General features: G+C 50.4%; 24 protein-coding genes and 4 tRNA genes. 11 read left to right on the plus strand and 17 right to left on the minus strand.

What is annotated here, in order from left to right; genetic code table 11:
* Positions 1–4 precede the first annotated feature (4 nt).
* From OGV57_RS13870 to cydA, 15 genes are all read right to left on the minus strand, one after another.
* Positions 5–80, minus strand: a tRNA-Lys gene (locus OGV57_RS13870).
* A gap of 45 nt (positions 81–125) precedes the next feature.
* Positions 126–201, minus strand: a tRNA-Lys gene (locus tag OGV57_RS13875).
* A gap of 3 nt (positions 202–204) precedes the next feature.
* A tRNA-Val gene (locus tag OGV57_RS13880) sits at positions 205–280 on the minus strand.
* 137 nt (positions 281–417) lie between these two features.
* A tRNA-Lys gene (locus tag OGV57_RS13885) sits at positions 418–493 on the minus strand.
* Positions 494–658: 165 nt separating this feature from the next.
* Positions 659–1,450 carry a cell division protein CpoB gene (gene cpoB, locus OGV57_RS13890; protein ID WP_003847309.1) on the minus strand — a complete coding sequence of 264 codons (792 nt, stop codon included), beginning with the start codon at positions 1,448–1,450 and terminating at the stop codon, positions 659–661.
* Between the two features lie 9 nt (positions 1,451–1,459).
* Positions 1,460–1,978, minus strand: a complete 519-nt coding sequence (gene pal / locus OGV57_RS13895; RefSeq protein ID WP_003022983.1) for a peptidoglycan-associated lipoprotein Pal — start codon at positions 1,976–1,978, stop codon at positions 1,460–1,462.
* Positions 1,979–2,012: 34 nt separating this feature from the next.
* Positions 2,013–3,305, minus strand: a complete 1,293-nt coding sequence (tolB, locus tag OGV57_RS13900; RefSeq protein ID WP_003022981.1) for a Tol-Pal system beta propeller repeat protein TolB — start codon at positions 3,303–3,305, stop codon at positions 2,013–2,015.
* Positions 3,306–3,433: 128 nt separating this feature from the next.
* Positions 3,434–4,690 (minus strand): cell envelope integrity protein TolA, encoded by a 1,257-nt coding sequence (gene tolA / locus OGV57_RS13905; protein ID WP_003022980.1) that lies wholly within the window; start codon positions 4,688–4,690, stop codon positions 3,434–3,436.
* Between the two features lie 64 nt (positions 4,691–4,754).
* Positions 4,755–5,183, minus strand: a complete 429-nt coding sequence (gene tolR, locus OGV57_RS13910; RefSeq protein ID WP_005125437.1) for a colicin uptake protein TolR — start codon at positions 5,181–5,183, stop codon at positions 4,755–4,757.
* Between the two features lie 3 nt (positions 5,184–5,186).
* Positions 5,187–5,879 (minus strand): Tol-Pal system protein TolQ, encoded by a 693-nt coding sequence (gene tolQ, locus OGV57_RS13915; protein ID WP_003022976.1) that lies wholly within the window; start codon positions 5,877–5,879, stop codon positions 5,187–5,189.
* Positions 5,876–6,280, minus strand: coding sequence for a tol-pal system-associated acyl-CoA thioesterase (gene ybgC / locus OGV57_RS13920; RefSeq protein ID WP_003835413.1), 405 nt, complete (start codon positions 6,278–6,280; stop codon positions 5,876–5,878). The genes tolQ and ybgC overlap by 4 nt, the downstream gene beginning before the upstream one ends.
* Positions 6,281–6,430: 150 nt before the next feature.
* Positions 6,431–6,724 (minus strand): cyd operon protein YbgE, encoded by a 294-nt coding sequence (gene ybgE, locus OGV57_RS13925; protein ID WP_003022971.1) that lies wholly within the window; start codon positions 6,722–6,724, stop codon positions 6,431–6,433.
* Positions 6,724–6,837, minus strand: a complete 114-nt coding sequence (gene cydX, locus OGV57_RS13930; protein ID WP_003022970.1) for a cytochrome bd-I oxidase subunit CydX — start codon at positions 6,835–6,837, stop codon at positions 6,724–6,726. The genes ybgE and cydX overlap by 1 nt, the downstream gene beginning before the upstream one ends.
* 14 nt (positions 6,838–6,851) lie before the next feature.
* A complete protein-coding gene (gene cydB, locus OGV57_RS13935) occupies positions 6,852–7,991 on the minus strand; it encodes a cytochrome d ubiquinol oxidase subunit II (RefSeq protein ID WP_003022968.1) in 1,140 nt (379 codons plus the stop codon).
* Between the two features lie 15 nt (positions 7,992–8,006).
* On the minus strand, positions 8,007–9,575 hold the full coding sequence (gene cydA, locus OGV57_RS13940; RefSeq protein ID WP_286531292.1) for a cytochrome ubiquinol oxidase subunit I: 1,569 nt from the start codon (positions 9,573–9,575) through the stop codon (positions 8,007–8,009).
* Between the two features lie 1,217 nt (positions 9,576–10,792).
* Between cydA and glmS the strand changes: the two genes are divergently transcribed.
* From glmS to cobO, 10 genes are all read left to right on the plus strand, one after another.
* A complete protein-coding gene (glmS, locus tag OGV57_RS13945; RefSeq protein WP_003022963.1) occupies positions 10,793–11,242 on the plus strand; it encodes a methylaspartate mutase subunit S in 450 nt (149 codons plus the stop codon).
* The gene (gene glmL / locus OGV57_RS13950; RefSeq protein ID WP_003835417.1) at positions 11,242–12,630 is read left to right on the plus strand and encodes a methylaspartate mutase accessory protein GlmL; all 1,389 of its coding nucleotides are present in this window, start codon (positions 11,242–11,244) and stop codon (positions 12,628–12,630) included. The genes glmS and glmL overlap by 1 nt, the downstream gene beginning before the upstream one ends.
* Before the next feature lie 18 nt (positions 12,631–12,648).
* Positions 12,649–14,094 (plus strand): methylaspartate mutase subunit E, encoded by a 1,446-nt coding sequence (locus OGV57_RS13955; protein WP_003022957.1) that lies wholly within the window; start codon positions 12,649–12,651, stop codon positions 14,092–14,094.
* Positions 14,094–15,335, plus strand: a complete 1,242-nt coding sequence (locus OGV57_RS13960) for a methylaspartate ammonia-lyase (RefSeq protein ID WP_003022953.1) — start codon at positions 14,094–14,096, stop codon at positions 15,333–15,335. The genes OGV57_RS13955 and OGV57_RS13960 overlap by 1 nt, the downstream gene beginning before the upstream one ends.
* Before the next feature lie 3 nt (positions 15,336–15,338).
* Positions 15,339–16,709, plus strand: coding sequence for an acyclic terpene utilization AtuA family protein (locus OGV57_RS13965; protein WP_003022951.1), 1,371 nt, complete (start codon positions 15,339–15,341; stop codon positions 16,707–16,709).
* Positions 16,706–17,023, plus strand: a complete 318-nt coding sequence (locus OGV57_RS13970; protein ID WP_008320068.1) for a DUF4387 domain-containing protein — start codon at positions 16,706–16,708, stop codon at positions 17,021–17,023. Before OGV57_RS13965 ends, OGV57_RS13970 begins: the two co-directional genes overlap by 4 nt.
* Positions 17,024–17,191: 168 nt before the next feature.
* The gene (locus OGV57_RS13975; protein ID WP_003022946.1) at positions 17,192–18,496 is read left to right on the plus strand and encodes a dicarboxylate/amino acid:cation symporter; all 1,305 of its coding nucleotides are present in this window, start codon (positions 17,192–17,194) and stop codon (positions 18,494–18,496) included.
* A 125-nt stretch (positions 18,497–18,621) separates the two neighbouring features.
* Positions 18,622–19,623 carry a glutaminase A gene (gene glsA / locus OGV57_RS13980; RefSeq protein ID WP_003022944.1) on the plus strand — a complete coding sequence of 334 codons (1,002 nt, stop codon included), beginning with the start codon at positions 18,622–18,624 and terminating at the stop codon, positions 19,621–19,623.
* Between the two features lie 60 nt (positions 19,624–19,683).
* The gene (locus OGV57_RS13985; protein ID WP_054528200.1) at positions 19,684–21,336 is read left to right on the plus strand and encodes a class I fumarate hydratase; all 1,653 of its coding nucleotides are present in this window, start codon (positions 19,684–19,686) and stop codon (positions 21,334–21,336) included.
* Between the two features lie 9 nt (positions 21,337–21,345).
* Positions 21,346–21,948: a cob(I)yrinic acid a,c-diamide adenosyltransferase gene (gene cobO, locus OGV57_RS13990; RefSeq protein ID WP_003847316.1), complete on the plus strand. Its 603-nt coding sequence runs from the start codon at positions 21,346–21,348 to the stop codon at positions 21,946–21,948.
* Between the two features lie 82 nt (positions 21,949–22,030).
* Here cobO and OGV57_RS13995 read toward each other — a convergent pair whose 3' ends face one another.
* Positions 22,031–22,933, minus strand: coding sequence for a LysR substrate-binding domain-containing protein (locus OGV57_RS13995; protein ID WP_003022936.1), 903 nt, complete (start codon positions 22,931–22,933; stop codon positions 22,031–22,033).
* 405 nt (positions 22,934–23,338) lie between these two features.
* On the opposite strand from OGV57_RS13995, the gene cobA reads away from it, so the two are divergent.
* The gene (cobA, locus tag OGV57_RS14000) at positions 23,339–24,127 is read left to right on the plus strand and encodes a uroporphyrinogen-III C-methyltransferase (RefSeq protein ID WP_003835432.1); all 789 of its coding nucleotides are present in this window, start codon (positions 23,339–23,341) and stop codon (positions 24,125–24,127) included.
* Here cobA and OGV57_RS14005 read toward each other — a convergent pair.
* Positions 24,106–24,996 carry a PocR ligand-binding domain-containing protein gene (locus tag OGV57_RS14005; RefSeq protein WP_054528199.1) on the minus strand — a complete coding sequence of 297 codons (891 nt, stop codon included), beginning with the start codon at positions 24,994–24,996 and terminating at the stop codon, positions 24,106–24,108. The genes cobA and OGV57_RS14005 overlap by 22 nt on opposite strands.
* Positions 24,997–25,046: the final 50 nt, after the last annotated feature.

Here is a 25,046-nt window from a genome sequence, read left to right on the forward strand (position 1 = left end):
CGATTGGTGGGTCGTGCAGGATTCGAACCTGCGACCAATTGATTAAAAGTCAACTGCTCTACCAACTGAGCTAACGACCCGCTCGGGTATAACCTGAAAATTTTTACTCGGTACCACCAATAAATTGGTGGGGCGTGCAGGATTCGAACCTGCGACCAATTGATTAAAAGTCAACTGCTCTACCAACTGAGCTAACGCCCCGAGTGGTGGGTGATGACGGGATCGAACCGCCGACCCCCTCCTTGTAAGGGAGGTGCTCTCCCAGCTGAGCTAATCACCCGATACTACGCTGGATACTACTTACTAACTGAGTTAGTGGTGGGTCGTGCAGGATGACTCGACTTCGTCTCGCCCTACGGGCCGTTGCTTACGCAACGTTATCCTTCACGTTTTACAATCGCGTTCCACCTTAGCGATTGGTGGGTCGTGCAGGATTCGAACCTGCGACCAATTGATTAAAAGTCAACTGCTCTACCAACTGAGCTAACGACCCACTTTTTTTGCCGCTTTCGGGCTGTTTGATATCCCTTGGCAACGGCGGCATATATTACTGATTTCAGATTTTAGCGCAACAAAAATTTCGATGTAAATAGCTCAACTGCTTAGGAATCACACGACGCGACCAGAATTAACACGATTTCTGGTCGCATGGTGTTCATTACATCGCGCCAAGGCGTTTTTGCGCTTGTTTCGCGCCATCAGTGCCAGGGTATTTAGTGATAACCTGCTGATAAACGGCTTTAGCTTTTGCTGTGTCACCTTTGTCCTGCATGATGACGCCGACTTTATACATCGCGTCTGCAGCCTTTGGTGATTTCGGGAAGTTTTTAACTACTGAAGCAAAATAGAACGCTGCATCATCTTTTTTCCCCTTGTTGTAATTCAACTGACCCAGCCAGTAATTCGCATTTGGCAGGTAAGTCGAGTCTGGGTACTTTTTGATGAAGTTCTGAAATGCTTCAATCGCATCATCCTGGCGGGATTTATCCTGCACCAGAGCAATGGCCGCATTGTAATCAGTGTTCGCATCGCCAGTCTGCGCCGGGGCTCCTGACGCTGCCGCTGCGCCCGCATCAGGCGTAGGGGTTGCTGCTGCCCCACTCTGATCGCTACCTGCAGACTGCGCCGCAGGCGCACTACCGCTGCCAAGATTATTAATCTGCAACAATATTTGCTTCTGGCGTTCAACAACCTGGTTCAACTGATACTGATTTTCCTGAATTTGACCACGCAGGGAATCAATATCGGACTGATTATCGGAGAGTTGTTGCTGGAGTTGGGTTAAAAGCTGACTGTGAGCGTTAGAAATACGCTCGAGTTGAGTGACACGGTCTTCGACCGAGCCTGAGCCGACACTACTGATTGGCGCCTGAGCAAAAGCGGCCCAAGGGGCCGCTATGCCAACCAGTAACGACAGACTCAACAGATGATGTCTGAAGTTACTGCTCATGCAATTCTCTTAGTAAACCAGTACGGCGCGACGGTTTTTGGCGTAAGCCGCTTCGTCATGACCCAGTACTGCAGGTTTTTCTTTACCGTAAGAAACGATGGAGATCTGGTCAGCAGAAACGCCTTTACCCTGCAGGTACATCTTAACGGCGTTCGCACGACGCTCACCCAGGGAGATGTTGTACTCAGGAGTACCACGTTCGTCCGCATGACCTTCTACGGTGACTTTGTAAGACGGGTTGCTACGCAGGAAGTTAGCGTGAGCATCCAGCATTGCAGCGAAATCAGAACGGATATCGTACTTGTCCAGATCGAAGTAAACGATGTTGTTCTGCTGCAGCTGTTGCATCTGAAGACGCGCTTGCTCTTCAGAAGACATGTTGCCGCTGCCGTTTGCATCCATACCAGTGCCGGCACCCAGCATGCCTTCGCTGCCGTCATTGCTGGCATTCTTGTTAGAAGAACACGCTGCAATAGCCATAACAGGCAGAGCAATCATCAGCCCTTTCAGCACTTTGTTCAGTTGCATTTCAATGATTCCTTTATTAATCAATTATTTATTATCACAGATACGGCGACCAGGCAGGGAATTTAACCTGTCCATCAGTTGCCGGAAGACGCGCTTTGAAACGCCCATCTGTAGAAACCAAATTCAGCACGGATCCCATCCCCTGAGAAGAGCTGTAGATTACCATAGTGCCGTTAGGTGCCAGACTTGGCGTTTCGTCCAGGAACGTTGACGACAGAACTTGTACGCCACCCGCTACCAGATCTTGTTTGGCAATGTGCTGCTGACCGTTGGCCGAACTTACCATTACCATAAATTTACCGTCGCTGCTCACATCCGCATCCTGGTTTTGCGAACCTTCCCAGGTAATGCGCTGCGGAGCACCGCCGTTGACGTTAACTTTATATACCTGCGGACGACCGGCCTGGTCAGATGTAAAGGCCAGGTTTTGGCTGTCCGGGAACCAGGTCGGTTCCGTGTTGTTGCTACGACCATCCGTCACCTGACGGATCTGACCGGAACCAATGTCCATGACATACAGGTTCAGGCTACCGGTTTTAGACAGGGCAAACGCCAGTTTGCTGCCATCCGGAGAAAACGCAGGCGCACCGTTGTGACGTGGGAACGACGCTACCTGACGAACCGCGCCATTAGACAACGTCTGAATAACCAGTGCAGAACGACCACTCTCGAAGGTTACGTACGCCAGTTTTGAACCGTCCGGAGACCACGCCGGAGACATCAGCGGCTGCGGAGAACGGTGTACCACGAACTGGTTGTAACCATCGTAGTCGGACACACGTAATTCGTACGGGAACTGACCACCGTTGGTCTGAACAACATAAGCGATACGGGTACGGAATGCACCTTTAATGCCAGTCAGTTTTTCAAACACTTCGTCACTTGCAGTATGCCCCGCGTAACGCAGCCACTGCTTGTTCACTTTATAAGTGTTCTGTGCCAGTACGGTACCCGGTGCGCCACCGGTGTCAACCAGCTGATAGGCAACGCTGTAAGAACCATCCGGGTTCGGCGTAACCTGGCCGACGACTACGGCATCAATGCCCAGCGCAGACCAAGCTGCAGGTTGAACTTCCTGCGCGGTACCAGGCTGCTGAGGCAGACGAGAACGGTCTAACGGGTTAAATTTACCGCTGTTACGCAGGTCAGCACCTACGATACCACCGATATCTTCAGGTGCAGCACCCGGTCCTGCCCACTGGAAGGGGACAACACCAATCGGGCGCGCCGAGTCCACCCCCTGGGTGATCTCGATACGTACTTCTGCGTGCAGCACCGCTGCCCACAGCATCAGAAAACCAAATGCTACTCGTAATGCCTGCTTCATCATATCTCCCTTATCTGGACGGAAAGCCCACGATAATTTAGCAGAATGTTAACAAACTCAAATACACAAAACTACCACAACTCAGTATCAACCTTAGACCGTTTCCCCTGATTTCTCAGGGGTCGTTATTACAGTTTGAAGTCCAGTTTGGCATCTTTTACTTTTTCATAAACTGCCTGGCTAGGCGGTTTAGGAATTCTGGCAGTTTTCGCAGCCGTCAGCGCAGCCTGACACAATGCTGGATCCCCACCCTCTTCGGTCACATCCAGTAACAGACCATCGGGTGCTAACTTGATATGTAATACGCAAGATTTACCTGCATACAAATCTGCACCATACAGACGGCTCTGGATCGCATTACGAATTTGAGATGCGTAAGCACTGATATCAGCACCAGATGCACCGCCATTGGCACCACTTGTACCACTATCTTTCGCCGGTTGGCCGTTTCCTTTCGCTCCACCGCCCGATTTCGGTGCATTCTTACCGGAGCTCAGGTCACCCAACAAGTCGTCAACGCCAGAGGCTGCAGCGGCTTTTTCGGCCGCAGCCTTTTTAGCAGCAGCTGCTTTATCTGCCGCAGCTTTCTTATCGGCAGCGGCTTTCTCGGCTGCAGCTTTTTTGTCTGCTGCTGCTTTTTCCGCTGCGGCTTTCTTATCAGCCGCCGCTTTTTCAGCAGCGGCCGCTTTCGCGGCGGCGGCTTTTTCTGCTTTCTCAGCGGCAGCTTTCTCGGCTGCTGCTTGCTTAGCGGCTTCAGCCTGTGCTTTCTTCGCAGCGTCCGCGGCAGCTTTAGCAGCTTGTGCTTCGGCAACTTTCTTCGCATCAGCAGCGGCTTTAGCAGCTTCCGCCTCAGCTTTTTTCTGTGCGTCCGCAGCGGCTTTCTTCGCGGCATCTGCCGCTTGTTTCGCCTGTGCATCAGCTTTAGCCTTCGCGTCTGCAGCAGCCTTCGCCGCAGCTTCTTCAGCCTGTTTCTGTTGCTCTTGCGCTTTCGCGGCGGCGGCTTCAGCTTGCTTCTGCTGTTCCGCCTGTTCGCGCACTTTTTCCTGCGCGGCTAAGCGTTCTTTTTCCAGCTGCTTCAGTCGCTCTTGCTCAGCTGCCTGTTTCTCGCGAAGTTCTTCAGCTTGCTGCTGCGCCTGCTTTTCACGCTGCTCTTCAGCACGTTTCGCGCTTGCCTGCTGTTGCTGCTGCCTGTCGTACTGTTGCACAACGGCTCCAGGATCGACCATAACGGCGTCGATGGACGAACCGCCACCGCCGCCGGCTGAAGCATCAATGTGCTCATCGAACGAACTCCAGATCAGCGCTGCAAATAAAATGACATGCAGCACCGCTGAAATAATTATCGCCCTTTTGAGCTTGTCGTTTTGTTCAGTTGCCTTTGACACTCTCGGTTCCCAAAAAACTGTTCGCCTGTTACGTGCTATCTTTCAAGCCAGCAAAACGCCGTCATCAGATTGGCTGCGTCATCAAGCCAACCGATTTTACGCCTGCACTGTGTAACAAGTTCAGCGCTTTAATTATTTCATCATAAGGCACGTCTTTCGCACCACCGATTAAAAAGACCGTTTTCGGATTGGTCTGCAGGCGGCTTTTCGCTTCCGCGATAACCTGCTCCGGCGGCAGTTGATCCATACGATCTTTCTCAACCACCACGCTGTATTGCCCAACACCGGAAACTTCAATAATGACCGGAGGTTCGTCGTTACTGCTGACGGCTTGCGATTCGGTCGCATCCGGCAGGTCGACTTCCACACTCTGCGTAATGATCGGTGCGGTTGCCATAAAGATCAGCAACAGCACCAGCAGTACGTCGAGCAGCGGTACAATATTGATTTCGGACTTGAGTTCGCGACGACCTCGTCCACGCGTTCTGGCCATGGCTTACCCCTTGTTGCTCTCGCTAACGGTAAACGCCTGGCGGTGCAGAATCGCGGTGAACTCTTCCATAAAGTTGTCGTAATTCAGTTCCAGTTTGTTCACGCGCTGGTTCAGACGGTTGTAGGCCATAACCGCCGGGATTGCCGCAAACAGACCGATAGCCGTTGCAATCAACGCTTCCGCGATACCCGGTGCAACCATTTGCAGCGTCGCCTGTTTTACCGCGCCCAGCGCGATAAATGCGTGCATGATCCCCCAAACGGTACCGAACAGACCGATATACGGGCTGATGGAGCCAACGGTTCCGAGGAATGGAATATGCGTTTCCAGCGTTTCCAGCTCACGGTTCATCGAGATACGCATCGCACGGGAAGCCCCCTCAACGACCGCTTCCGGCGCGTGGCTATTTGCCCGATGCAAACGGGCAAATTCTTTGAACCCGCTGTAGAAAATTTGTTCTGAGCCAGCCAAATTATCACGACGCCCCTGGCTTTCCTGGTACAGGCGCGACAATTCAATCCCGGACCAGAACTTGTCTTCAAATGCTTCGGCTTCACGTGAAGCAGCATTAAGAATACGGGTCCGCTGGATAATAATGGCCCAGGATGCGATTGAGAAACCAATCAAAATCAACATGATAAGTTTAACCAGAAGGCTTGCCTTCAGGAACAAATCAAGGATATTCATGTCAGTCACTGCTTAAACTCCGCGACAATAGACTTGGGAAGCGCACGAGGCTTCATTTTGAGTGGATCAACGCAAACAATCAGAACTTCGGCTTCATTCAGCACGGTGTTCTCTGCGTTGACAATGCGTTGCGTGAAAACCAAAGAGGTGCCACGCATTGACGTAATTTCGGTTTGAACTTCGAGCATATCGTCGAGCCGGGCAGGCGCAAAATACTCGAGGGTCATCTTGCGCACCACAAAGGCTACACGTTCAGCCAACAGGACCTGCTGACTGAAGTGATGATGACGCAGCATCTCTGTGCGCGCTCTTTCATAAAAAGCGACGTAGCTGGCGTGGTAAACCACCCCACCGGCATCGGTATCTTCATAGTAGACACGAACCGGCCATCGAAACAGCGTTGTATTCACTTTACATCCCGGTAATGCAACAAAAGGTTAGTGCTTTCAAACTTCGCTACTATACGCGCGGGAATGGTGCTTTGGAATGGGGGAAAGTAAACGGAGAGTAAAAAATTATGGGCTTATGCAAGCCCATAAATATTTAAGGATGTTTCTTATTCAAAAGAAGAAGAAAAACAGACCAACAACGAGGACGATATCCGCGATCAGCGGGCAGAAGATACCCTGCCAGTGTACGGCACGAGGACGAAAGCCAACGCCGTGAATGATGCCTGCGCAGACCGCCCACATCAGCAGAAAACCATGCCAGATTTCAAGCTCACTGGTTTTGGCCGCGAAACGTGACGGATCCCAGAATATGCAGCCGGCCAATACGATTGCCAGCACAAATGAAAGCGCCCGCAAGGGGCGCTTGTCCATCGCGTTGTATAACATCGCGATAATGTTGGTCATTAGCTATCTTCTTGTCCGGCTTTGCCTGATTCAACATGCTCAAGCGCCAGCGCTGTGATTATCCCAAATGCACAGGCAAGAAGCGTTCCCAAAATCCATGCGAAATACCACATTTTAAGCTCCTTACTTAGTACAGAGAGTGGGTGTTGCTTTCAATATCTTCTTTAGTGATGCGACCAAACATCTTCCAGTAACACCAGCCGGTGTACAGCAGAATGATCGGTACGAACACACAAGCTACATACGTCATCAGATTCAGCGTCAGCTGGCTGGACGTTGCATCCCACATGGTCAAACTTGCGTTCATCATGGTGCTGGATGGCATCACAAACGGGAACATTGCGATACCGGCAGTCAAGATGATGCAGGCTAACGTCAGTGAAGAGAAGACGAATGCCCAGGCCCCTTTCTCCATACGAGAAGTCAGAATGGTCAACAGCGGCAGAACCACGCCCAGTGCAGGAACCAGCCACAGGATAGGTGCATTGTTAAAGTTCACCATCCATGCGCCAGCCACGCGAGCCACTTCTTTGGTCAGCGGGTTGGAGGCGGCATGATGATCCAGGGCTGAGGTCACAACATAACCGTCAATACCGTAAATCACCCATACACCGGCCAGCGCGAAGCAGACCAGAGTCACCAGTGCCGCAACCTGTGAAGTTGCACGAGCACGCAGATGCAGTTCACCTACCGTACGCATCTGCAGATAGGTCGCACCCTGGGTGATGATCATCCCAACGCTCACGACACCAGCCAGCAGACCAAACGGATTCAGCAACTGGAAGAAGTTACCGGTGTAGTACAAACGCATGTAGTCATCTACGTGGAACGGAACCCCTTGCAGCAGGTTGCCGAACGCCACGCCAATCACCAGCGGTGGCACGAAGCTACCAATGAAGATGCCCCAGTCCCACATGTTGCGCCAGCGCATGTCTTCAATCTTGGAGCGGTAATCAAAACCGACCGGACGGAAGAACAAAGACGCCAGTACCAGGATCATCGCCACATAGAAACCGGAGAACGCAGCGGCATACACCATCGGCCAGGCAGCGAACAGTGCGCCACCCGCGGTGATAAGCCAAACCTGGTTACCGTCCCAGTGCGGGGCGATTGAGTTAATCATAATCCGACGCTCGGTATCATTACGACCGAGGAAACGGGTGAGCATGCCCACCCCCATGTCGAAGCCATCAGTGACCGCGAAACCAATCAGCAGAATGCCAACCAGCAGCCACCAGATAAAACGCAATACTTCATAATCGATCATTTGACGACTCCTGTCTTAGCGTGCCGGCTGAGAAGTCACAGTGGACTGCTCGTAGTGATAACGACCGGTTTTCAGGCTACTCGGCCCAAGGCGTGCGAACTTGAACATCAGATACAGTTCAGCCACCAGGAACAGGGTATACAGGCCGCAAATCAACAGCATCGAGAAGATGAGGTCGCCAGCAGTCAGCGAAGAGTTCGCTACGGCTGTTGGTAACACTTCACCAATCGCCCACGGTTGACGACCGTACTCTGCGACAAACCAACCGGATTCAATAGCAATCCACGGCAGAGGAATCGCGTACAGCGCAGTGCGCAGCAGCCATTTTTTCTCACCGATACGGTTACGAAGCACAGTCCAGAAGGACACCGCGATAATTGCCAGCATCAGAATGCCGCATGCCACCATGATACGGAAAGCGAAGTACAGCGGCGCAACGCGAGGGATAGAATCTTTCGTTGCCTGCTGAATTTGCGCTTCGGTCGCGTCGGTGACGTTATCCGTATAGCGTTTCAGCAGCAGACCATAACCCAGGTCTTTCTTCATGCTGTTGAACTGGTCGCGAACGGCCTGGTCGGTAGTACCAGCACGCAGTTCTTCCAGCAACTGATACGCTTTCATCCCGTTACGGATACGCTCTTCGTGCTGCACCATCAGGTCTTTCAGACCAATGACCGGTGTATCAACAGAGCGGGTGGCGATGATGCCCAGCGCATAAGGAATTTGAATCGCAAAATGGTTTTCCTGCGCATCCTGGTCCGGAATACCGAACAGCGTAAAGGAAGCCGGTGCAGGCTGAGTTTCCCATTCTGCTTCAATCGCTGCGAGTTTGGTTTTCTGCACGTCGCCCATTTCGTAACCAGATTCATCACCCAGAACGATAACAGACAGAATGGCAGCCATACCAAAGCTGGCAGCGATGGCAAAAGAACGTTTAGCAAACGCGAAGTCACGACCGCGCAGCATATAGTAGGAGCTGATACCCAGAACGAACATCGCGCCGCATACATAACCAGATGCAACAGTGTGAACAAATTTCACCTGTGCTACCGGGTTGAGCACCAGTTCAGAGAAGCTCAGCATCTCCATACGCATGGTTTCGAAGTTGAAATCCGCTGCGATTGGGTTCTGCATCCAGCCGTTCGCAACCAGAATCCACAGCGCGGACAGGTTAGAACCCAGGGCCACCAGCCAGGTGACACACATATGCTGGGCTTTACCCAAACGGTCCCAGCCGAAGAAGAACAGACCTACAAAGGTGGATTCGAGGAAGAAGGCCATCAAACCTTCGATCGCCAGCGGCGCACCGAAAATATCCCCTACATAGTGGGAGTAGTAAGACCAGTTAGTCCCGAACTGGAACTCCATGGTCAGACCGGTAGCCACACCCAGAGCGAAGTTGATACCAAACAACTTGCCCCAGAACTTGGTCATATCTTTATAAATCTGTTTGCCGGAAAGGACGTAGACCGTTTCCATAATGGCCAGCAAGAACGCCATACCGAGCGTCAGTGGCACAAACAGGAAGTGGTACATCGCGGTCAAGGCAAACTGTAAGCGCGACAGTTCGACTATATCTAACATCATGACTCCTTGCTCATCGCATGAAGACTCCGAGAGTGAACCCCGTTAGAAAGGGTCACACGCATGCCCCAATACAAATTTATCTGCTTCCTTACGCCGCTACTCTTTCTTCTCTTGTGAAGAAAGGACAATGGAGAAAGGTTACAAACATGTTAATAAAACACTCAAATTGATCCCGCAATTATATTACGCCGTAAAATCCTTACAATAAACAGGTTTTTATCGAGACAAATTTGCATTTTTCGATAGTGATCAATTTATAGCTAATTTACCACTTTCAGACCAATTTGATCTGCAGCAATTTAACCTCTTTTGATGCTGTTTTCCAAGTTTTAAACATTGATTTAAATCAATTTTCAAATTTAATGTTAATAGTGTTTAACACTCACATGACTAGTGAATGCGATGTTAACAACATGTTTTTCAATGAGTAATTGCCGTTACTACAAATGATAGGATATTTATTTAAATGTACACGATCTTTTAACCAGCCCGGCTGACAAAATTGATAGCAGATAAAGAATCACTAATGCTAGGTAGCTCACAGTTTTTTGTTTAGCAAGTCATGGACTTGTTATTTCATACAAATTATTCATTTAAATTTTACTTATAATTAACACCGAGATGTAACTATCTCAGCTGGAAGAGAAAACGTTCCACATTGACCGATGCATTGCGTTTGGTGTTCTGCGAGAAAACGCTGGCGTTTCGCTTAAATCATCACTGAAAGTTATCTTTAACGCTCACTCTGCACTTATGTGGCAAAGATTAAATATGCCACAAACATTTCATTATCATTTTTATCCTAAAATTAACAAAAATGAATTGTGACATATAAGATTAAAAAATAAAAAACCGTTACGTCGTTCACAAGTTAATTAGTAATTGTGGTTTTTGAAATTATTAAAAACACGACATAAATGGCGCGCATAACAAAATAAGATTTCGATCACAAACATGGCAAGTAATTTATTACCCATTTTTCTAATAAATTAAAACCGGCCAAGAAAATATGATACATCCTACTGATTACAAAGGGATTTTATAACAACCAAATATAACAATCATTTTTCTCAGGATATTTTGAAAATAGATCAATTGCTTCCTTTTTCGCTTCCACAGAAACTCCAACCCTATTAAGAGGTTGTCACAATCCATGTTCTAAATATTAGAAAATAATTTCACTTATTGACCATCAGCCCTACAGAGGATTACCCATGAAGAAATCTACACTTGTTATTGGCGTCATCGGTGCTGACTGCCATGCAGTAGGTAATAAAGTTCTGGATCGCGTTTTTACCGCTCATGATTTTCACGTAATCAACCTCGGGGTGATGGTGAGCCAGGATGAATATATTGATGCTGCGATTGAAACAGGCGCCGATGCTATCGTGGTGTCCTCTATCTACGGTCATGGCGACATTGATTGCCTCGGATTACGTGAGCGCTGCATCGAACGCGGCCTTGGCGACATTCTGCTGTACGTCGGCGGCAACCTGGTCGTCGGTAAACATGACTTCGCCGATGTGGAAGTGAAGTTTAAAGAGATGGGCTTTAACCGGGTCTTCGCCCCCAGTCACGATCTGGAAGATGTTTGCGCGCTTATCACTAATGATATTCACCAACACAATGGCCTCGAACAGCGTTGCCTGGAAGAGGCCATCTGATGCAAACAGTTTCTGTCGATATCGGCTCGACATGGACCAAGGCAGCCCTCTTCGCCCATGAAGGCGAGGATTTAACCCTGATAAACCATGTCCTGACCCCAACCACCACACATCATCTGGCAGACGGTTTTTTTGCCAGCCTGAATCAGGTGCTGAATGTTGCCGATGCTCGCCCGTTACTGAAAAGTGGTGAAGTGCAGTTGAAATACTCCTCCTCAGCGAAAGGTGGGCTTGCCGTTGCAGCAATGGGGCTGGTGCCTTCCATTACGCTGGAATCGGCAAAAGTTACCGCCCATTCGGCAGGAGCGAAAATCGCGCAATATTATTCGTACAAGCTGAACCGTCATGACATCCAGGAGCTGGAGTCATCCCCTCCAGATATTCTGCTGTTTACCGGCGGTACAGATGGTGGCGAAGAAAGTTACGGCCTGGCGAATGCGCATGCGTTGGCAGGCTCAAAGCTTGATTGCGCCATTATCTACGCCGGAAACCGGGACATTCAGGACGAAATACAAACGATTCTGGGACATAAGGATTTGACCACGGTAGACAACATTCTGCCTGACCTCGATCACCCGAATCCGTTTGCCGCACGCCAGGCGATTTGTGATGTGTTCTTGTCACGCATTGTCAAAGGCAAAGGTCTGGACGTCATTGTTGGCGAAACAGGCGAAGAGCCAATGCCGACGCCATGGACGGTATATGAGTTAGTGAAAGCCATTAGCGATTACGACAGCGCATGGAAGGAATTCATGCTGATTGATATGGGCGGAGCCACCACGGATGTCTATTCGGCCAGCGCGAATACCCTCTCCCCCGATACCGTCCTGCATGGTGTTCCTGAACCGTTCGTCAAACGTACCGTAGAAGGCGACCTGGGCATGCGCGTTTCCGCCGTCGTGGTGGGAGAAAGCACGCAGGATATGGTGAAAGTCATCTTCGCCCAACAGCCGCAGCGTGAGGAAGCGTTTTATCGCTACCTGCGCCATCTGGTAGGGCAACCGGATTACCTGCCACTCAGTGAGGAAGAGAAATATTACGACACCCTGCTGGCAGGTTTATGCGTGGGCTATGCCGCTGAGCGCCACGCGGGCACTAAAAAGCAGGTTTGCACCTGCGTGGGTAACGTGGATTTACAGATGGGTCGCGATCTCACCACCGTTCGCAAAGTCGTCGGTTCAGGGGGATGGCTCTCTCGCGCCAGCCAGTTCGATATCCATAACTGGCTCAAATACCGGGAGCTGGACGACCAGGGGAAAAGAATTCTGTTACCGAATCAGTTTGAGTATTACCGCGATTCAAATGGCCTGCTCCCGCTTCTGGCAAACGTCGCCAGGCTGTACCCGCAAGCCGCTGCTCGCACCAGCATTCAGTGTTTAACCCTATAAAACTTAAGGCAGCTACGAATGGAACTTCGAAATAAAAAATTGACCCATGACGAATTCATGACCGAAAGGCATCAGGTATTACAAACCTGGGAAACCGGCAAAGACGTTGAGAACTTCGAAGATGGCGTGAAGTACCAGCAATCAATTCCAGATAAAAAACGCTTCTCCCTTGCCCTGCTGAAAGCCGATCAGGAAGGTAAAACCCTGAGCCAGCCACGTGCAGGCGTAGCATTAATGGATGAGCATATTGCGCTGCTCAAAACATTGCAGGAAGAGTGCGACCTCCTGCCGAGTACTATCGATGCCTATACCCGTCTGAACCGCTATGAAGAAGCCGCTGTCGGGATCCAGAAATCCATCGAAGCAGGTACTTCCAAGCTGAATGGTTTACCAGTCGTCAATCACGGGGTTGCTGCCTGCCGCCGGATGACTGAATCGCTGGAAAAACCGATCCAGGTTCGCCACGGTACGCCGGATGCGCGCCTGCTGGCAGAAATCGCCATGGCCAGTGGCTTCACCAGCTACGAAGGCGGCGGTATCTCCTACAACATCCCTTACGCCAAACGCGTCACCCTGGAAAAATCCATTCGCGACTGGCAGTACTGCGACCGTCTGATGGGTCTGTACGAAGAGAACGGCATTCGCATCAACCGTGAGCCGTTTGGCCCGCTGACCGGTACCCTGATCCCGCCGTTTATGTCCCACTCGGTGGCGATTATTGAAGGTCTGCTGGCGCTGGAACAAGGCGTGAAATCCATTACCGTCGGCTACGGCCAGGTCGGTAGCCTGACGCAGGATATCGCCGCTATTCAGGCGCTGCGTGAACTGTCCCACGAATACTTCCATAACCATGGCTTCGACGATTACGAACTGAGCACCGTTTTCCACCAGTGGATGGGCGGATTCCCGGAAGATGAAGCGAAAGCCTTCTCCGTTATCGCCTGGGGTGCAGCGGTTGCTGGTATGTCGGGTGCCACAAAAGTGATCACCAAAAGCCCGCACGAAGCGTTCGGTATCCCAACCGCGGCAGCTAACGCCCAGGGTCTGAAAGCGTCACGCCAGATGCTCAACATGGTCAGCGACCAGAAATTCCCGCAGTGCGCTGCCGTGGAGCAGGAAGTTGACCTGATTAAGAGCGAAGTCCGCGCGGTGTTGAAGAAAGTCTTCGAACTGGGCAATGGCGACATTGCGCGCGGTACGGTGCTGGCCTTTGAAGCTGGCGTGCTGGATGTACCTTTCGCTCCTGCCGCCTGTAACGCCGGTAAGATCCTGCCTGTTCGCGATAACACAGGCGCAATCCGTATTCTTGAAGCCGGTGCCGTGCCGCTGCCGAAAGATATTCTCGCCCTGCACCACGACTATGTCGCAGAGCGCGCACATTTTGAAGGCCGCAAGCCTTCTTTCCAGATGGTCATTGATGACATCAACGCCGTATCCCACAGTAAATTAATAGGAAGACCATAATGAAAATCAAAAAGGCCCTTTTCACCGCTGGCTACTCCTCATTTTATTTTGACGATCAGCAGGCCATCAAAAATGGCGCCGGTCATGACGGGTTTATCTACACCGGCGATCCGGTCACGCCTGGATTTACCTCTGTTCGTCAGGCGGGTGAATGTGTTTCCGTACAACTGATTCTGGAAAACGGCGCGGTAGCTGTGGGCGATTGCGCAGCGGTGCAATATTCAGGTGCAGGCGGTCGTGACCCGCTGTTCCTGGCTGAAAACTTCATTCCGTTCCTCAACGACCACATCAAGCCGTTGCTGGAAGGTCGTGACGTTGATTCGTTCCTGACCAACGCCCGTTTCTTTGATGAATTGCGTATTGACGGCCATCTGCTGCATACCGCCGTACGTTATGGTCTGTCTCAGGCACTGCTCGACGCGGCGGCACTGGCTACCGGTCGTCTGAAAGCCGAAGTGGTTTGTGATGAATGGCAACTGCCATGCGTTCCGGAAGCCATTCCGTTATTTGGTCAGAGCGGCGACGACCGTTATATCGCCGTCGACAAGATGATCCTCAAAGGTGTGGATGTCCTGCCGCATGCCCTGATCAATAACGTTGAAGAGAAGCTGGGCTTTAAAGGTGAAAAACTGCGTGAGTACGTCCGCTGGTTGTCTAACCGCATCCTGAGCCTGCGCACCAACGAAAGCTATCACCCGACACTGCATATTGATGTCTACGGCACCATTGGTCTGATCTTCGATATGGATCCAGTGCGTTGCGCCGAATACATCGCCAGCCTGGAAGCCGAAGCTCAAGGTCTCCCGCTGTACATTGAAGGCCCGGTTGATGCCGGTAACAAGCCGGATCAGATCCGCATGTTAACCGAGATCACTCAGGAGCTGACTCGTCTGGGTTCCGGCGTGAAAATCGTTGCGGATGAATGGTGTAACACCTATCAGGACATCGTGGACTTCACCGACGCGGGCAGCTGCCACATGGTGCAGATTAAAACCCCGGATCTGGGCGGTATTCACAACATCGTTGATGCAGTGCTGTATTGCAACAAACACGGAATGGAAGCCTATCAGGGCGGTACCTGTAACGAAACGGAAATCAGTGCTCGTACCTGCGTACACGTCGCGCTGGCCGCGCGTCCAATGCGCATGCTGATCAAACCGGGTATGGGTTTCGATGAAGGTCTCAACATCGTGTTTAACGAAATGAACCGCACCATCGCGCTGTTGCAAACTAAGGATTAAGAGATGGCACGCACATTTAAGATCTTATCGCCTACGGCTATCCTGGGTTATGGCTTCCCGGAAGAAAGTTTTCGTAAAGCCATGGAAGAGTCACCGGATCTTATTGCTGTTGACGCAGGTTCCTCCGATCCTGGCCCCCACTACCTGGGGGCAGGTAAACCCTTTACTGACAGGGCCGGTGTGAAACGCGATCTGCGCTATATGATTGTGGCAGGCGTTAAGAACAACATCCCGGTAGTGATCGGCACAGCCGGTGGTTCTGGCGCAGCTCCGCATCTGGAGTGGTGTCGCCAAATAATCCATGAGATCGCACAGGAAGAAAAACTGTCTTTCTCAATGGCGCTAATTCCGTCTGATGTCGACAAAGAAATCGTTCATCAGGCACTGGATAACGGCAAAATCACCGCGCTCGATTTTGTGCCTGAACTGACTCACGAGGCCATTGAAGAGAGCACCTACATTGTCGCGCAGATGGGCGTCGAGCCTTTCCAGCGTGCGCTGAAAGCCGGTGCACAGGTGGTCCTGGGCGGACGAGCCTACGATCCGGCCTGCTTCGCCGCGCTGCCGATTATGCAGGGCTTTGATGAAGGTCTGGCGCTTCATTGCGGTAAGATCCTTGAGTGTGCTGCCATTGCCGCCACCCCTGGCTCCGGCTCCGATTGTGCGATGGGGATTATCGACGACAACGGCTTTACGCTGAAGGCGTTCAATCCCAAGCGTAAGTTCACTGAAACTTCTGCTGCGGCGCACACCCTGTACGAGAAGTCAGATCCTTACTTCCTGCCAGGGCCAGGCGGTGTGCTGAACCTGAAAGCGTGCACCTTTACCCAGGTTAACGAGGGTGAAGTGTATGTCAGCGGTTCACGCCATGAAGAAACACCGTATGCGTTGAAACTGGAAGGTGCACGCCAGGTTGGCTTCCGTTGCCTGACCATCGCCGGAACACGCGACCCGATTATGATTGCCGGGATTGACACGATTCTTGAAGAGGTACAGGCAAGCGTTGCACGTAACCTCTCCCTGAACGACGACAGTATCCGCATGACGTTCCACTTGTACGGTAAGAACGGTGTGATGGGCAACCATGAACCGATGAAAACTGCGGGCCATGAACTGGGAATTTTACTGGATGTCGTTGCGCCGACGCAGGACATCGCCAACAGCGTTTGCTCGCTGGTGCGCTCTACCCTGCTGCACTACGGCTATGAAAATCGCATTGCGACTGCGGGCAACCTCGCCTTCCCGTTCTCGCCATCTGATATTCAGAGTGGACCGGTGTATGAGTTCTCGATCTATCACCTGATTGAAGCGAGCGATGCGCTGCGTTTTGATTTCCACATTGAACAGGTGACGCCAGAAGGAGTTCAGGCATGAAACACTCAATTTGTTCACTGGCACAAGTTATTCGCTCGAAAAACGCCGGACCGTACGAACTGGTTTTAGATATTTTATTTAAAACCCGGGAAGATTATCAGCGCGTAAAACGCTCAGAGCAATTAACACCGCAGCTTATTGCCGGTTTATATAACGTTAAGCCTGACTTTATTCACAATATTGTATGGTTCGATCCGGCGAATGCCGTAAAAATCGTCATGCCGCGCGATATTATTTCCGGCAACGTCGGTGACAATGATGTTTATGGTGCACAGCAACACGCACCATTATTAAGTATTGAGTTCGACTTGTAACAAAAAACACAATAACAACCATTGGGGCACAGAATTCAGCTGTATCACAGTGCTTCGAATTATTCATGCGGTTGGTCACAACAGGCGTGCGTCTGAGCTGCTGTCCAGGCTCAGGCGCACGCCACCCTACACAATTCCAATTACCAACCTTTATCCGATGGAGTACACATGAAGAAAATAAGTTTAACGAAGATGATCATATTAGGCCTGATACTCGGCATGATTGCCGGGGTGGCCATAAATAATATGGCCGCGGCTGAAACAGCAAAATCTTATGCAGCAGATATATCCATTTTTACCACTATATTCTTACGTATGGTGAAAATGATTATCGCACCATTGGTTATTTCAACTCTGGTTGTGGGTATTGCCAAAATGGGTGATGCCAAAACGCTCGGACGTATATTTTCGAAAACCTTCTTCCTGTTTATTTGCGCGTCATTGCTGTCAATCGCGCTGGGTCTGGTTATCGTAAATATCTTCCAGCCAGGCGCAGGTATCAACTTTGTGCCACATGATGTCGGCGCTGTTGCCGCCGTTAAGTCAGAGCCATTCACGCTGAAAGTGTTCATCTCACACGCGGTACCGACCAGTATTGTCGATGCGATGGCGCGTAACGAAATTCTTCAGATCGTCGTGTTCTCAATCTTCCTTGGTTGCAGCCTCGCTGCGATTGGTGAAAAAGCCGACCCTATTGTGAAAGTGCTGGATTCACTGGTGCACGTGATGCTGAAGCTGACGGGTTACGTCATGCTGTTTGCGCCACTGACCGTTTTTGCCGCTATTTCAGGTCTGATTGCCGAACGTGGTCTGGGTGTGATGGTTAGCGCCGGGATCTTCATGGGTGAGTTCTACCTGACGCTGGGTATGCTGTGGGCGATCCTGATTGGCCTGTCTACTATGATCGTCGGGCCTTGCATCGCACGGTTAACTAAATCAATCCTCGAACCCGCTCTGCTGGCCTTTACCACTTCAAGCTCTGAAGCCGCCTTCCCGGGTACGCTGGACAAGCTGGAAAAATTCGGTGTTTCTTCAAAAATCGCCAGCTTCGTTCTGCCTATCGGTTACTCCTTTAACCTGGTCGGCTCCATGGCTTATTGCTCCTTTGCCACTGTCTTTATTGCTCAGGCGTGCAACATCGAACTGAGCATGGGCGAGCAAATTACCATGCTGTTAATTCTGATGCTGACTTCTAAAGGGATGGCGGGTGTACCGCGTGCCTCGATGGTCGTTATCGCCGCTACCCTGAACCAGTTCAACATTCCGGAAGCGGGTTTGATCCTTCTGATGGGCGTCGATCCGTTCCTCGATATGGGTCGTTCCGCTACCAACGTCATGAGTAACGCCATGGGCGCTGCCATTGTGGGCCGTTGGGAAGGCGAACACTTCGGCCAGGGTTGCCGTGGAACTGCGCCAGTGAAGTCACCGGAACAGGAACGCCCGGTTACCGAAACGGAAGTCGCTTTGTCCTGATACTACGTTATTGCCGGATGGCGCTTGCGCTTATCCGGCCTACATAACGTTTAACTATCCGTAGGCCGGATTAGGCGGTACGCCGCCATCCGGCATCAAGATGAGCACACCAACAGGAACGCACAATGAATAAAACAATTATCGGCGTGAGTCTCTTTTCTTTCAGCGTCTTGTTTAGCGCAACCACATTCGCGCAAACCACGCCCGACTACGCCAAGCTGATAGAACAGGCTCATCAGAAGTACAAAAGTAATAACGATGGAAAAGTCGCCGACTACATCCCTGCTCTGGCGACCTATAGCCCGAAAAATTTTGCCATCACCATTGCGACGGTGGACGGCAAGATCTACCAGGTTGGCGATGTTAACAAACCTTTCCCAATGGAATCCCTGAGTAAAGTGTTCACCATGGCGCTCGCCATGGAGCAGCACGGTCCTCAGGTAGTGCTGGATAAACTTGGCGCCAATGCCACCGGCATGCCGTTCAACTCAGGTTTGGCCGTTGAACTGACCAAAGGCGCGCCTGAAAACCCACTGGTAAACGCCGGGGCCATGAGCACCGTTAGCCTGATTGAAGCCAAAGACAAAACCGATCGTTGGAACAAAATCCTCGACAACCTGAACGTCTGGGCCGATGCCACTCTCACCGTAAACGAACCGGTTTTCAAATCTGAAATGGAAACCAACCAGCACAATCAGGCGCTGGCCAAACTGATGGAATCCTATAACAGCTTCTATGGCAACACTGACGAAGCCGTTGAAATTTATACCCGCCAGTGCTCGGTGGATATCACCGTTGAGCAACTGGCCAAAATGGGTGCCGTACTGGCGAACAAAGGCAAATCTCCGTTCAACGGCAAACAGTTGCTGAATGAGAAATATGTTCCACAGGTACTGGCAGAAATGGCAATTGCCGGACTGTACGACGGCAGCGGTAAATGGCTGTACACCGTTGGCATTCCGGCGAAAAGCGGCGTCGGCGGCGGCATGGTTGCCGTCGTCCCAGGCGAATATGCGATTGCGGTCTATTCTCCGCCGCTTGATGAAGCCGGAAACAGCGTTCGTGCCCAGAAAACTATCGAATATGTCGCCGAAGCGACAAAAGCCAACGTCTTTTTAGCCAAATAACTTTACGCCGGATGGCACATTGCTTATCCGGCAAACAATACGAAGAGGTGAGAAGTAAACATGTCTAAACCATTTGTCTGGCAGGAACTCTTTGTTCAGAGTAAAGATAGTACCGAATATGAATTACTCAGTAACCAGCACGTTACGGTAACGGAGTTAGACGGAGAGGAAGTTATCAAGGTTGCACCGGAAGCGTTAACCTTGTTAGCACAGCAGGCGTTTTATGAGGCTTCATTTTTCCTGCGCGCCGGACATTTAAAACAGATTGCCAGCATTTTGCACGACCCACAGGCCAGCGGTAACGATAAGTACGTCGCATTACAGCTGCTGCGCAATGCAGAGGTTTCAGCTAAAGGTGTACTGCCTAACTGCCAGGACACCGGGACGGCAACCATTGTGGCCTGCAAAGGACAACATGTCTGGACAGGCGGCGATGACGCCGAAGCCTTAAGCAAAGGCGTGTATACCACCTTCACCGAAAACAATCTGCGTTACTCGCAAAATGCCCCGCTGGACATGTATACCGAGGTCAATACTCAGACAAACCTGCCGGCACAAATCGACATCAGCGCCACGCCGGGCAATGAATATAAATTCCTGTTCGTCAACAAAGGCGGCGGTTCTGCCAATAAGGCGGCGTTATTCCAGGAAACCAAATCCATTCTGCAGCCGGAAAAGCTCACCGCGTTCCTGATCGAAAAAATGAAATCACTGGGTACAGCCGCTTGTCCGCCGTATCACATCGCTTTTGTGGTTGGGGGCTTATCCGCCGACCAGACGCTGAAAGTCGCCAAACTGGCTTCAACCAAATATTACGATAATCTGCCCACCAGCGGGAATGAGCTGGGCCAGGCGTTCCGTGATACGGCGCTGGAAGCCGAGTTGCTCAATGCCAGCCGTGAGTTTGGCATCGGGGCGCAGTTTGGCGGCAAATACTTTGCCCACGATATTCGCGTAATTCGCTTACCGCGCCACGGCGGCTCCTGCCCAATCGCGATGGCCCTCTCCTGCTCTGCCGACCGCAACATTAAAGCCAAAATTAATAAACACGGTATCTGGCTGGAAAAACTCGAGCATAATCCGGGCAAATTTATCCCCGATTCTCACCGGGTAGAAAACGGCGCCCAGACCGTACAACTGGATCTGAACCGTCCGCTGCACGAGATCCTGCATGATCTCTCCGCCTTGCCCATTGGTACACGTCTGTCGTTAAGCGGCCCGATTGTTGTGGCTCGCGATATCGCTCACGCGAACATCAAAGCGCGACTGGATAACGGTGAACCGATGCCGGAATACATGAAAAAGCATATCGTTTACTATGCTGGTCCAGCCAAAACCCCGGAAAATCAGGCCTGTGGCTCAATGGGACCCACCACCGGCGGGCGCATGGATGGGTATGTCGATGCTTTCCAGGCACAAGGCGGCAGCCTCATTATGCTCACCAAGGGTAACCGCAGCCAGCAGGTCACTGATGCCTGTCACAAACACGGTGGATTTAGCCTCGGCAGCATTGGCGGTGCCGCCGCCCTACTGGCACAACAGTACGTGAAGAGTCTGCAGTGTCTTGAATATCCAGAACTGGGAATGGAAGCGGTGTGGATGATGGAAGTTAAAAATATGCCCGCCTTCGTATTAGTGGATGACAAAGGTAATAACTTCTTCAGCCAGTTCGAGCAGCAGCATCGCTGCGCAACTTGCCCGGCAGGGCATTAAGGAGTTTCCATGGAAGCGCGCGCCAATAACGACAGACACCGTCAGCGTCAGCAGAAGCTAAAAGAGCAGGTTGATACCCGCGTAGCGGCTGCAACGGAGAAGAAAGGGATCCTGATTGTCTTCACCGGCAACGGAAAAGGAAAATCCACCGCAGCCTTTGGCACGGCAACGCGCGCAGTGGGTCACGGAAAAACCGTTGGCATCGCGCAGTTTATTAAAGGTCAGTGGGATAATGGTGAGTACAACACACTGCAACCGCTCGGCGTCGAATTCCATATTATGGGTACCGGATTTACCTGGGAAACCCAAAATCGGCAAGCAGATATCGAAGCGGCAACGGTTGTCTGGCAGGAAAGTAAGCGCATGCTGGCTGATGCGCATTACGATCTAGTGGTGCTGGATGAACTCACCTACATGCTGGCTTACCACTATCTGGATACGCAAGAGGTTATCAACGCCATCGAAAATCGTCCTGCCGGTCAGAGCGTTATCGTCACAGGACGCGGATGCCATACGCTGTTACTGGAACTGGCCGATACGGTCAGTGAAATACGCCCGGTCAAACACGCGTTTGACCGCGGTATTCAGGCACAGATTGGGATCGACTGGTAGCCGTTCTTTTGCCGGATAACGATGCTAACGCGTCTTATCCGGCCTACCCATCGTTGTAGGCCTGATAAGGCATAAGCCACCCTCAGGCAGCCGATACTACGGACTTACTGAGCAACCAGTTGCGGAAAATCTGTAAATGCTCGGATTCCGATTTTTCTTCACGCCATGTCATAATAAATCGATTTCCGGTACGCATCGGAACATCGCAAGGAATGACCATATCGCCACTGTCCAGATCGTGCTGAATGGCAAAACGCGGGAGCAGCGCAACGCCCAGATTAGAGCGGACCGCCGCGATCAGCATCGATAACAAATCAAATCTCGGACCTTTATTCACCAGCGGACTGCTGACATCTGACAGCGCAAACCATTCCTGCCAACCTTTGATACGCGTGCTTTGGTGCAATAGCGGGAATTCGTTTAGTAATTCGTTTACCGCCAGTTTTCGTTCCGGTTCGGCCAGCAAACAGCGACTGCATACCGGCAGAATCTCCTCTTCAAACAGGTACTCAACCCCTGACCATGGCGAATAAAAGTCTTCGCGCATGATTGCCGCGTCATACTCTCGATTGAGAAAATCACCAATATTCGCCAGGGAATGAATGTTCACGATAATATCAGGATTAAGTTTGTTAAATTCACGCAGGTTTGGGATCAGCCAGTGCGTGCTGAACGTCGGATTCACCGCCAGCTCAATAACCTGTACCGTCGGCTGCCAGGTCATTATCGTCGTCGTATCTCGTTCAAGCTTATTTAACGTTTCTTTAACGATGCTTAAATAGTGTTTGCCCGCCGCATTTAAAAAAATGCGTTTTTTGGCGTGATTAAATAGCGCGGTATTGAGAAAATCCTCCAGTGCATTTACCTGGCGGAAAACAGCACTTTGTGTTAAAGCCAGCTCTTCAGCTGCCCGGGTATAACTTTCGTGACGCGCAACCACTTCAAAAGTTACCAGCAACTCCGTCTTGGGTATTTTTCCTCTCATAACCTCTTCCATTTGCAGCGTACAAAAATAGTTTAATTTATAAAAAATAATTCAAGACACCCAGATAAGCATCGAGAGTTATATTTTATTTTATCCATTGATGTCATTGATCCAATCCATGATTTACTCACACTGATGACGGGTAAATATTAACCAATAATACTTAAGGGAAACAATAAACACAATTTAAATAAGGTTAAACTTAAGCAAATAGTGCCAATAAGTTCTTAATAATTTTTCAAGTCATCTTGTTTATTGCAGAAAAAACTTTGCGAGATTAATCAATATTATCAATGCGATAATTTTGGATAATTTCACGTTATAACTTACGGGCAAACGACTGCTTTTTATCATTCCTTGATGTAGTTTCTGCCTTTTTTTGTTAGACGTGATAAAGGACACAATGTGAAAACTTTCGGAAAGGTCTGGCTCGTTGGGGCAGGTCCCGGTGATATTTCATTGCTCACCCTCAAAGCAATGATGTGCATTAAACAGGCTGACGTCATTATTTACGATCGGCTGGTCAATCCTAAAATTTTGGAATGGGCATTACCAGATTGCCTGCTTATCAATGTCGGCAAAAACCCAGGCTTCCATTGTGTACCCCAGGATGAAATCAATGCGCTGCTTGTCCAGTATGCCCAAACTCACAATAATATTGTACGCCTGAAAGGTGGCGATCCGTATGTTTTTGGACGCGGGGCTGAAGAAGTTGAGGATCTCGTCGAGACGGGCATCCCGTTTGAAGTGGTGCCGGGTATCAGCTCAACCATTGGTGGCCTGACCTATGCCGGGATTCCGGTAACACACCGCGATTTCGCCTCGGGATTTCACGTCGTGACCGGCCATACGCGGGAGGGCAACCAACAGCAGGACTGGCGTCAACTGGCAAAACTGAATGGTACGCTGGTTATCGTCATGGGTATCGCCAATCTGGCGTTTATCTGTGAGGAATTATTGATGGGTGGAAAATCAGCAGATACGCCTGCAGCGCTTATTATGTCTGCCACCCGCGATAATCAACGCCGACTGACCTGTACGCTCGGTTCACTACTGAGCAAGGCGCAGGAAGCTAACATCCTTCCCCCTGCACTGATAGTGATTGGTGATGTGGTAACCCTGAGCGATCGGCTCTCTTTTATCCCTGAAGCCTTCAAGCTGCCAGAAAACCTTTACTGTGACAGTCTGGCATGACGAAAAGACTGGGGCGACGTTTGATGCGCCGCCCGGAAAACGCGGCAAAAGTAGCTGGTTTGTGCGTATTGGAGTTTCCGGGCAATGCTGTCTATGGAATGAACGGGATCGTGCAATAACTCCCCCGCTTTTTGCATTTTTTTCTGATTCACCCAGGTTTTAAAGTTAACGCCCTGCCGTTTCTTAAAAAAACGGCTGAAATAGTTTGCGCTTAAGCAGACGTGAGCTGCTACGGATTCAAGGGATAATTCACCATACAAATTCTCATCGATATAACGCAACGCTGCCAGTAGCTTTTTCTCGTGTCGGGAAGGTTCTGTAAAATAATGACGCATGTAACTGGTCGCTGGGATAACAATCTCATCAGATTGTTGTTCTGTCTCAAAATTATCAATAATAAAATTCAATAAATTTGCTGATGCCACCAGCGTATTATTATCGACTACCGCCACCTTACTCCATTCAGTTTTTATTTTTGGTTCATCCATCCATGAGTATTCATTATCAATAATGATAGTTTTATATTCCTGATATTTTGCCCGCACCTGCCCACAGAGCATAAAACCGTACAGATGCCCCTCGCGAATTAATGGCATAGAAAACAGACTTAGCCCTGCATGACAGCTGAGTATTCTGGGTTTAAGGTGTTTTAATCCTTCAAAAGCACAATACTTGTCACACTTTTGGCAACTCATACAATAGCGTTCATCCGCCCGCATTAATGTGCAGAACGAATTAAAATTATGACAATCCGAGAGAATTTTTCCGGTAACATCAACCACGACGGTGGCTAATCCAGTCGCACTGGAAAATACCTTTGCTATTGAGAAAAAACGTTGTAGGTAATCATCCTGAATTTTCAACGACACGGTATCCTCCGGCATTAATCAAATTAAAGCCGGTAATATGCAGAATTTAA

This window comes from Citrobacter sp. Cf087, from assembly GCF_030334285.1.
Taxonomy (GTDB): domain Bacteria; phylum Pseudomonadota; class Gammaproteobacteria; order Enterobacterales; family Enterobacteriaceae; genus Citrobacter; species Citrobacter freundii.

Bases quoted from the DNA above. Each gene is read 5' to 3' on its own strand.
- cpoB (WP_003847309.1), bottom strand. From the start codon at position 1,450: ATGAGCAGTAACTTCAGACATCATCTGTTGAGTCTGTCGTTACTGGTT.
- pal (WP_003022983.1), bottom strand. From the start codon at position 1,978: ATGCAACTGAACAAAGTGCTGAAAGGGCTGATGATTGCTCTGCCTGTT.
- tolB (WP_003022981.1), bottom strand. From the start codon at position 3,305: ATGAAGCAGGCATTACGAGTAGCATTTGGTTTTCTGATGCTGTGGGCA.
- tolR (WP_005125437.1), bottom strand. From the start codon at position 5,183: ATGGCCAGAACGCGTGGACGAGGTCGTCGCGAACTCAAGTCCGAAATC.
- ybgE (WP_003022971.1), bottom strand. From the start codon at position 6,724: ATGACCAACATTATCGCGATGTTATACAACGCGATGGACAAGCGCCCC.
- cydX (WP_003022970.1), bottom strand. From the start codon at position 6,837: ATGTGGTATTTCGCATGGATTTTGGGAACGCTTCTTGCCTGTGCATTT.
- cydB (WP_003022968.1), bottom strand. From the start codon at position 7,991: ATGATCGATTATGAAGTATTGCGTTTTATCTGGTGGCTGCTGGTTGGC.
- cydA (WP_286531292.1), bottom strand. From the start codon at position 9,575: ATGTTAGATATAGTCGAACTGTCGCGCTTACAGTTTGCCTTGACCGCG.
- glmS (WP_003022963.1), top strand. From the start codon at position 10,793: ATGAAGAAATCTACACTTGTTATTGGCGTCATCGGTGCTGACTGCCAT.
- glmL (WP_003835417.1), top strand. From the start codon at position 11,242: ATGCAAACAGTTTCTGTCGATATCGGCTCGACATGGACCAAGGCAGCC.
- OGV57_RS13955 (WP_003022957.1), top strand. From the start codon at position 12,649: ATGGAACTTCGAAATAAAAAATTGACCCATGACGAATTCATGACCGAA.
- OGV57_RS13960 (WP_003022953.1), top strand. From the start codon at position 14,094: ATGAAAATCAAAAAGGCCCTTTTCACCGCTGGCTACTCCTCATTTTAT.
- OGV57_RS13965 (WP_003022951.1), top strand. From the start codon at position 15,339: ATGGCACGCACATTTAAGATCTTATCGCCTACGGCTATCCTGGGTTAT.
- OGV57_RS13970 (WP_008320068.1), top strand. From the start codon at position 16,706: ATGAAACACTCAATTTGTTCACTGGCACAAGTTATTCGCTCGAAAAAC.
- OGV57_RS13975 (WP_003022946.1), top strand. From the start codon at position 17,192: ATGAAGAAAATAAGTTTAACGAAGATGATCATATTAGGCCTGATACTC.
- glsA (WP_003022944.1), top strand. From the start codon at position 18,622: ATGAATAAAACAATTATCGGCGTGAGTCTCTTTTCTTTCAGCGTCTTG.
- OGV57_RS13985 (WP_054528200.1), top strand. From the start codon at position 19,684: ATGTCTAAACCATTTGTCTGGCAGGAACTCTTTGTTCAGAGTAAAGAT.
- cobO (WP_003847316.1), top strand. From the start codon at position 21,346: ATGGAAGCGCGCGCCAATAACGACAGACACCGTCAGCGTCAGCAGAAG.
- OGV57_RS13995 (WP_003022936.1), bottom strand. From the start codon at position 22,933: ATGAGAGGAAAAATACCCAAGACGGAGTTGCTGGTAACTTTTGAAGTG.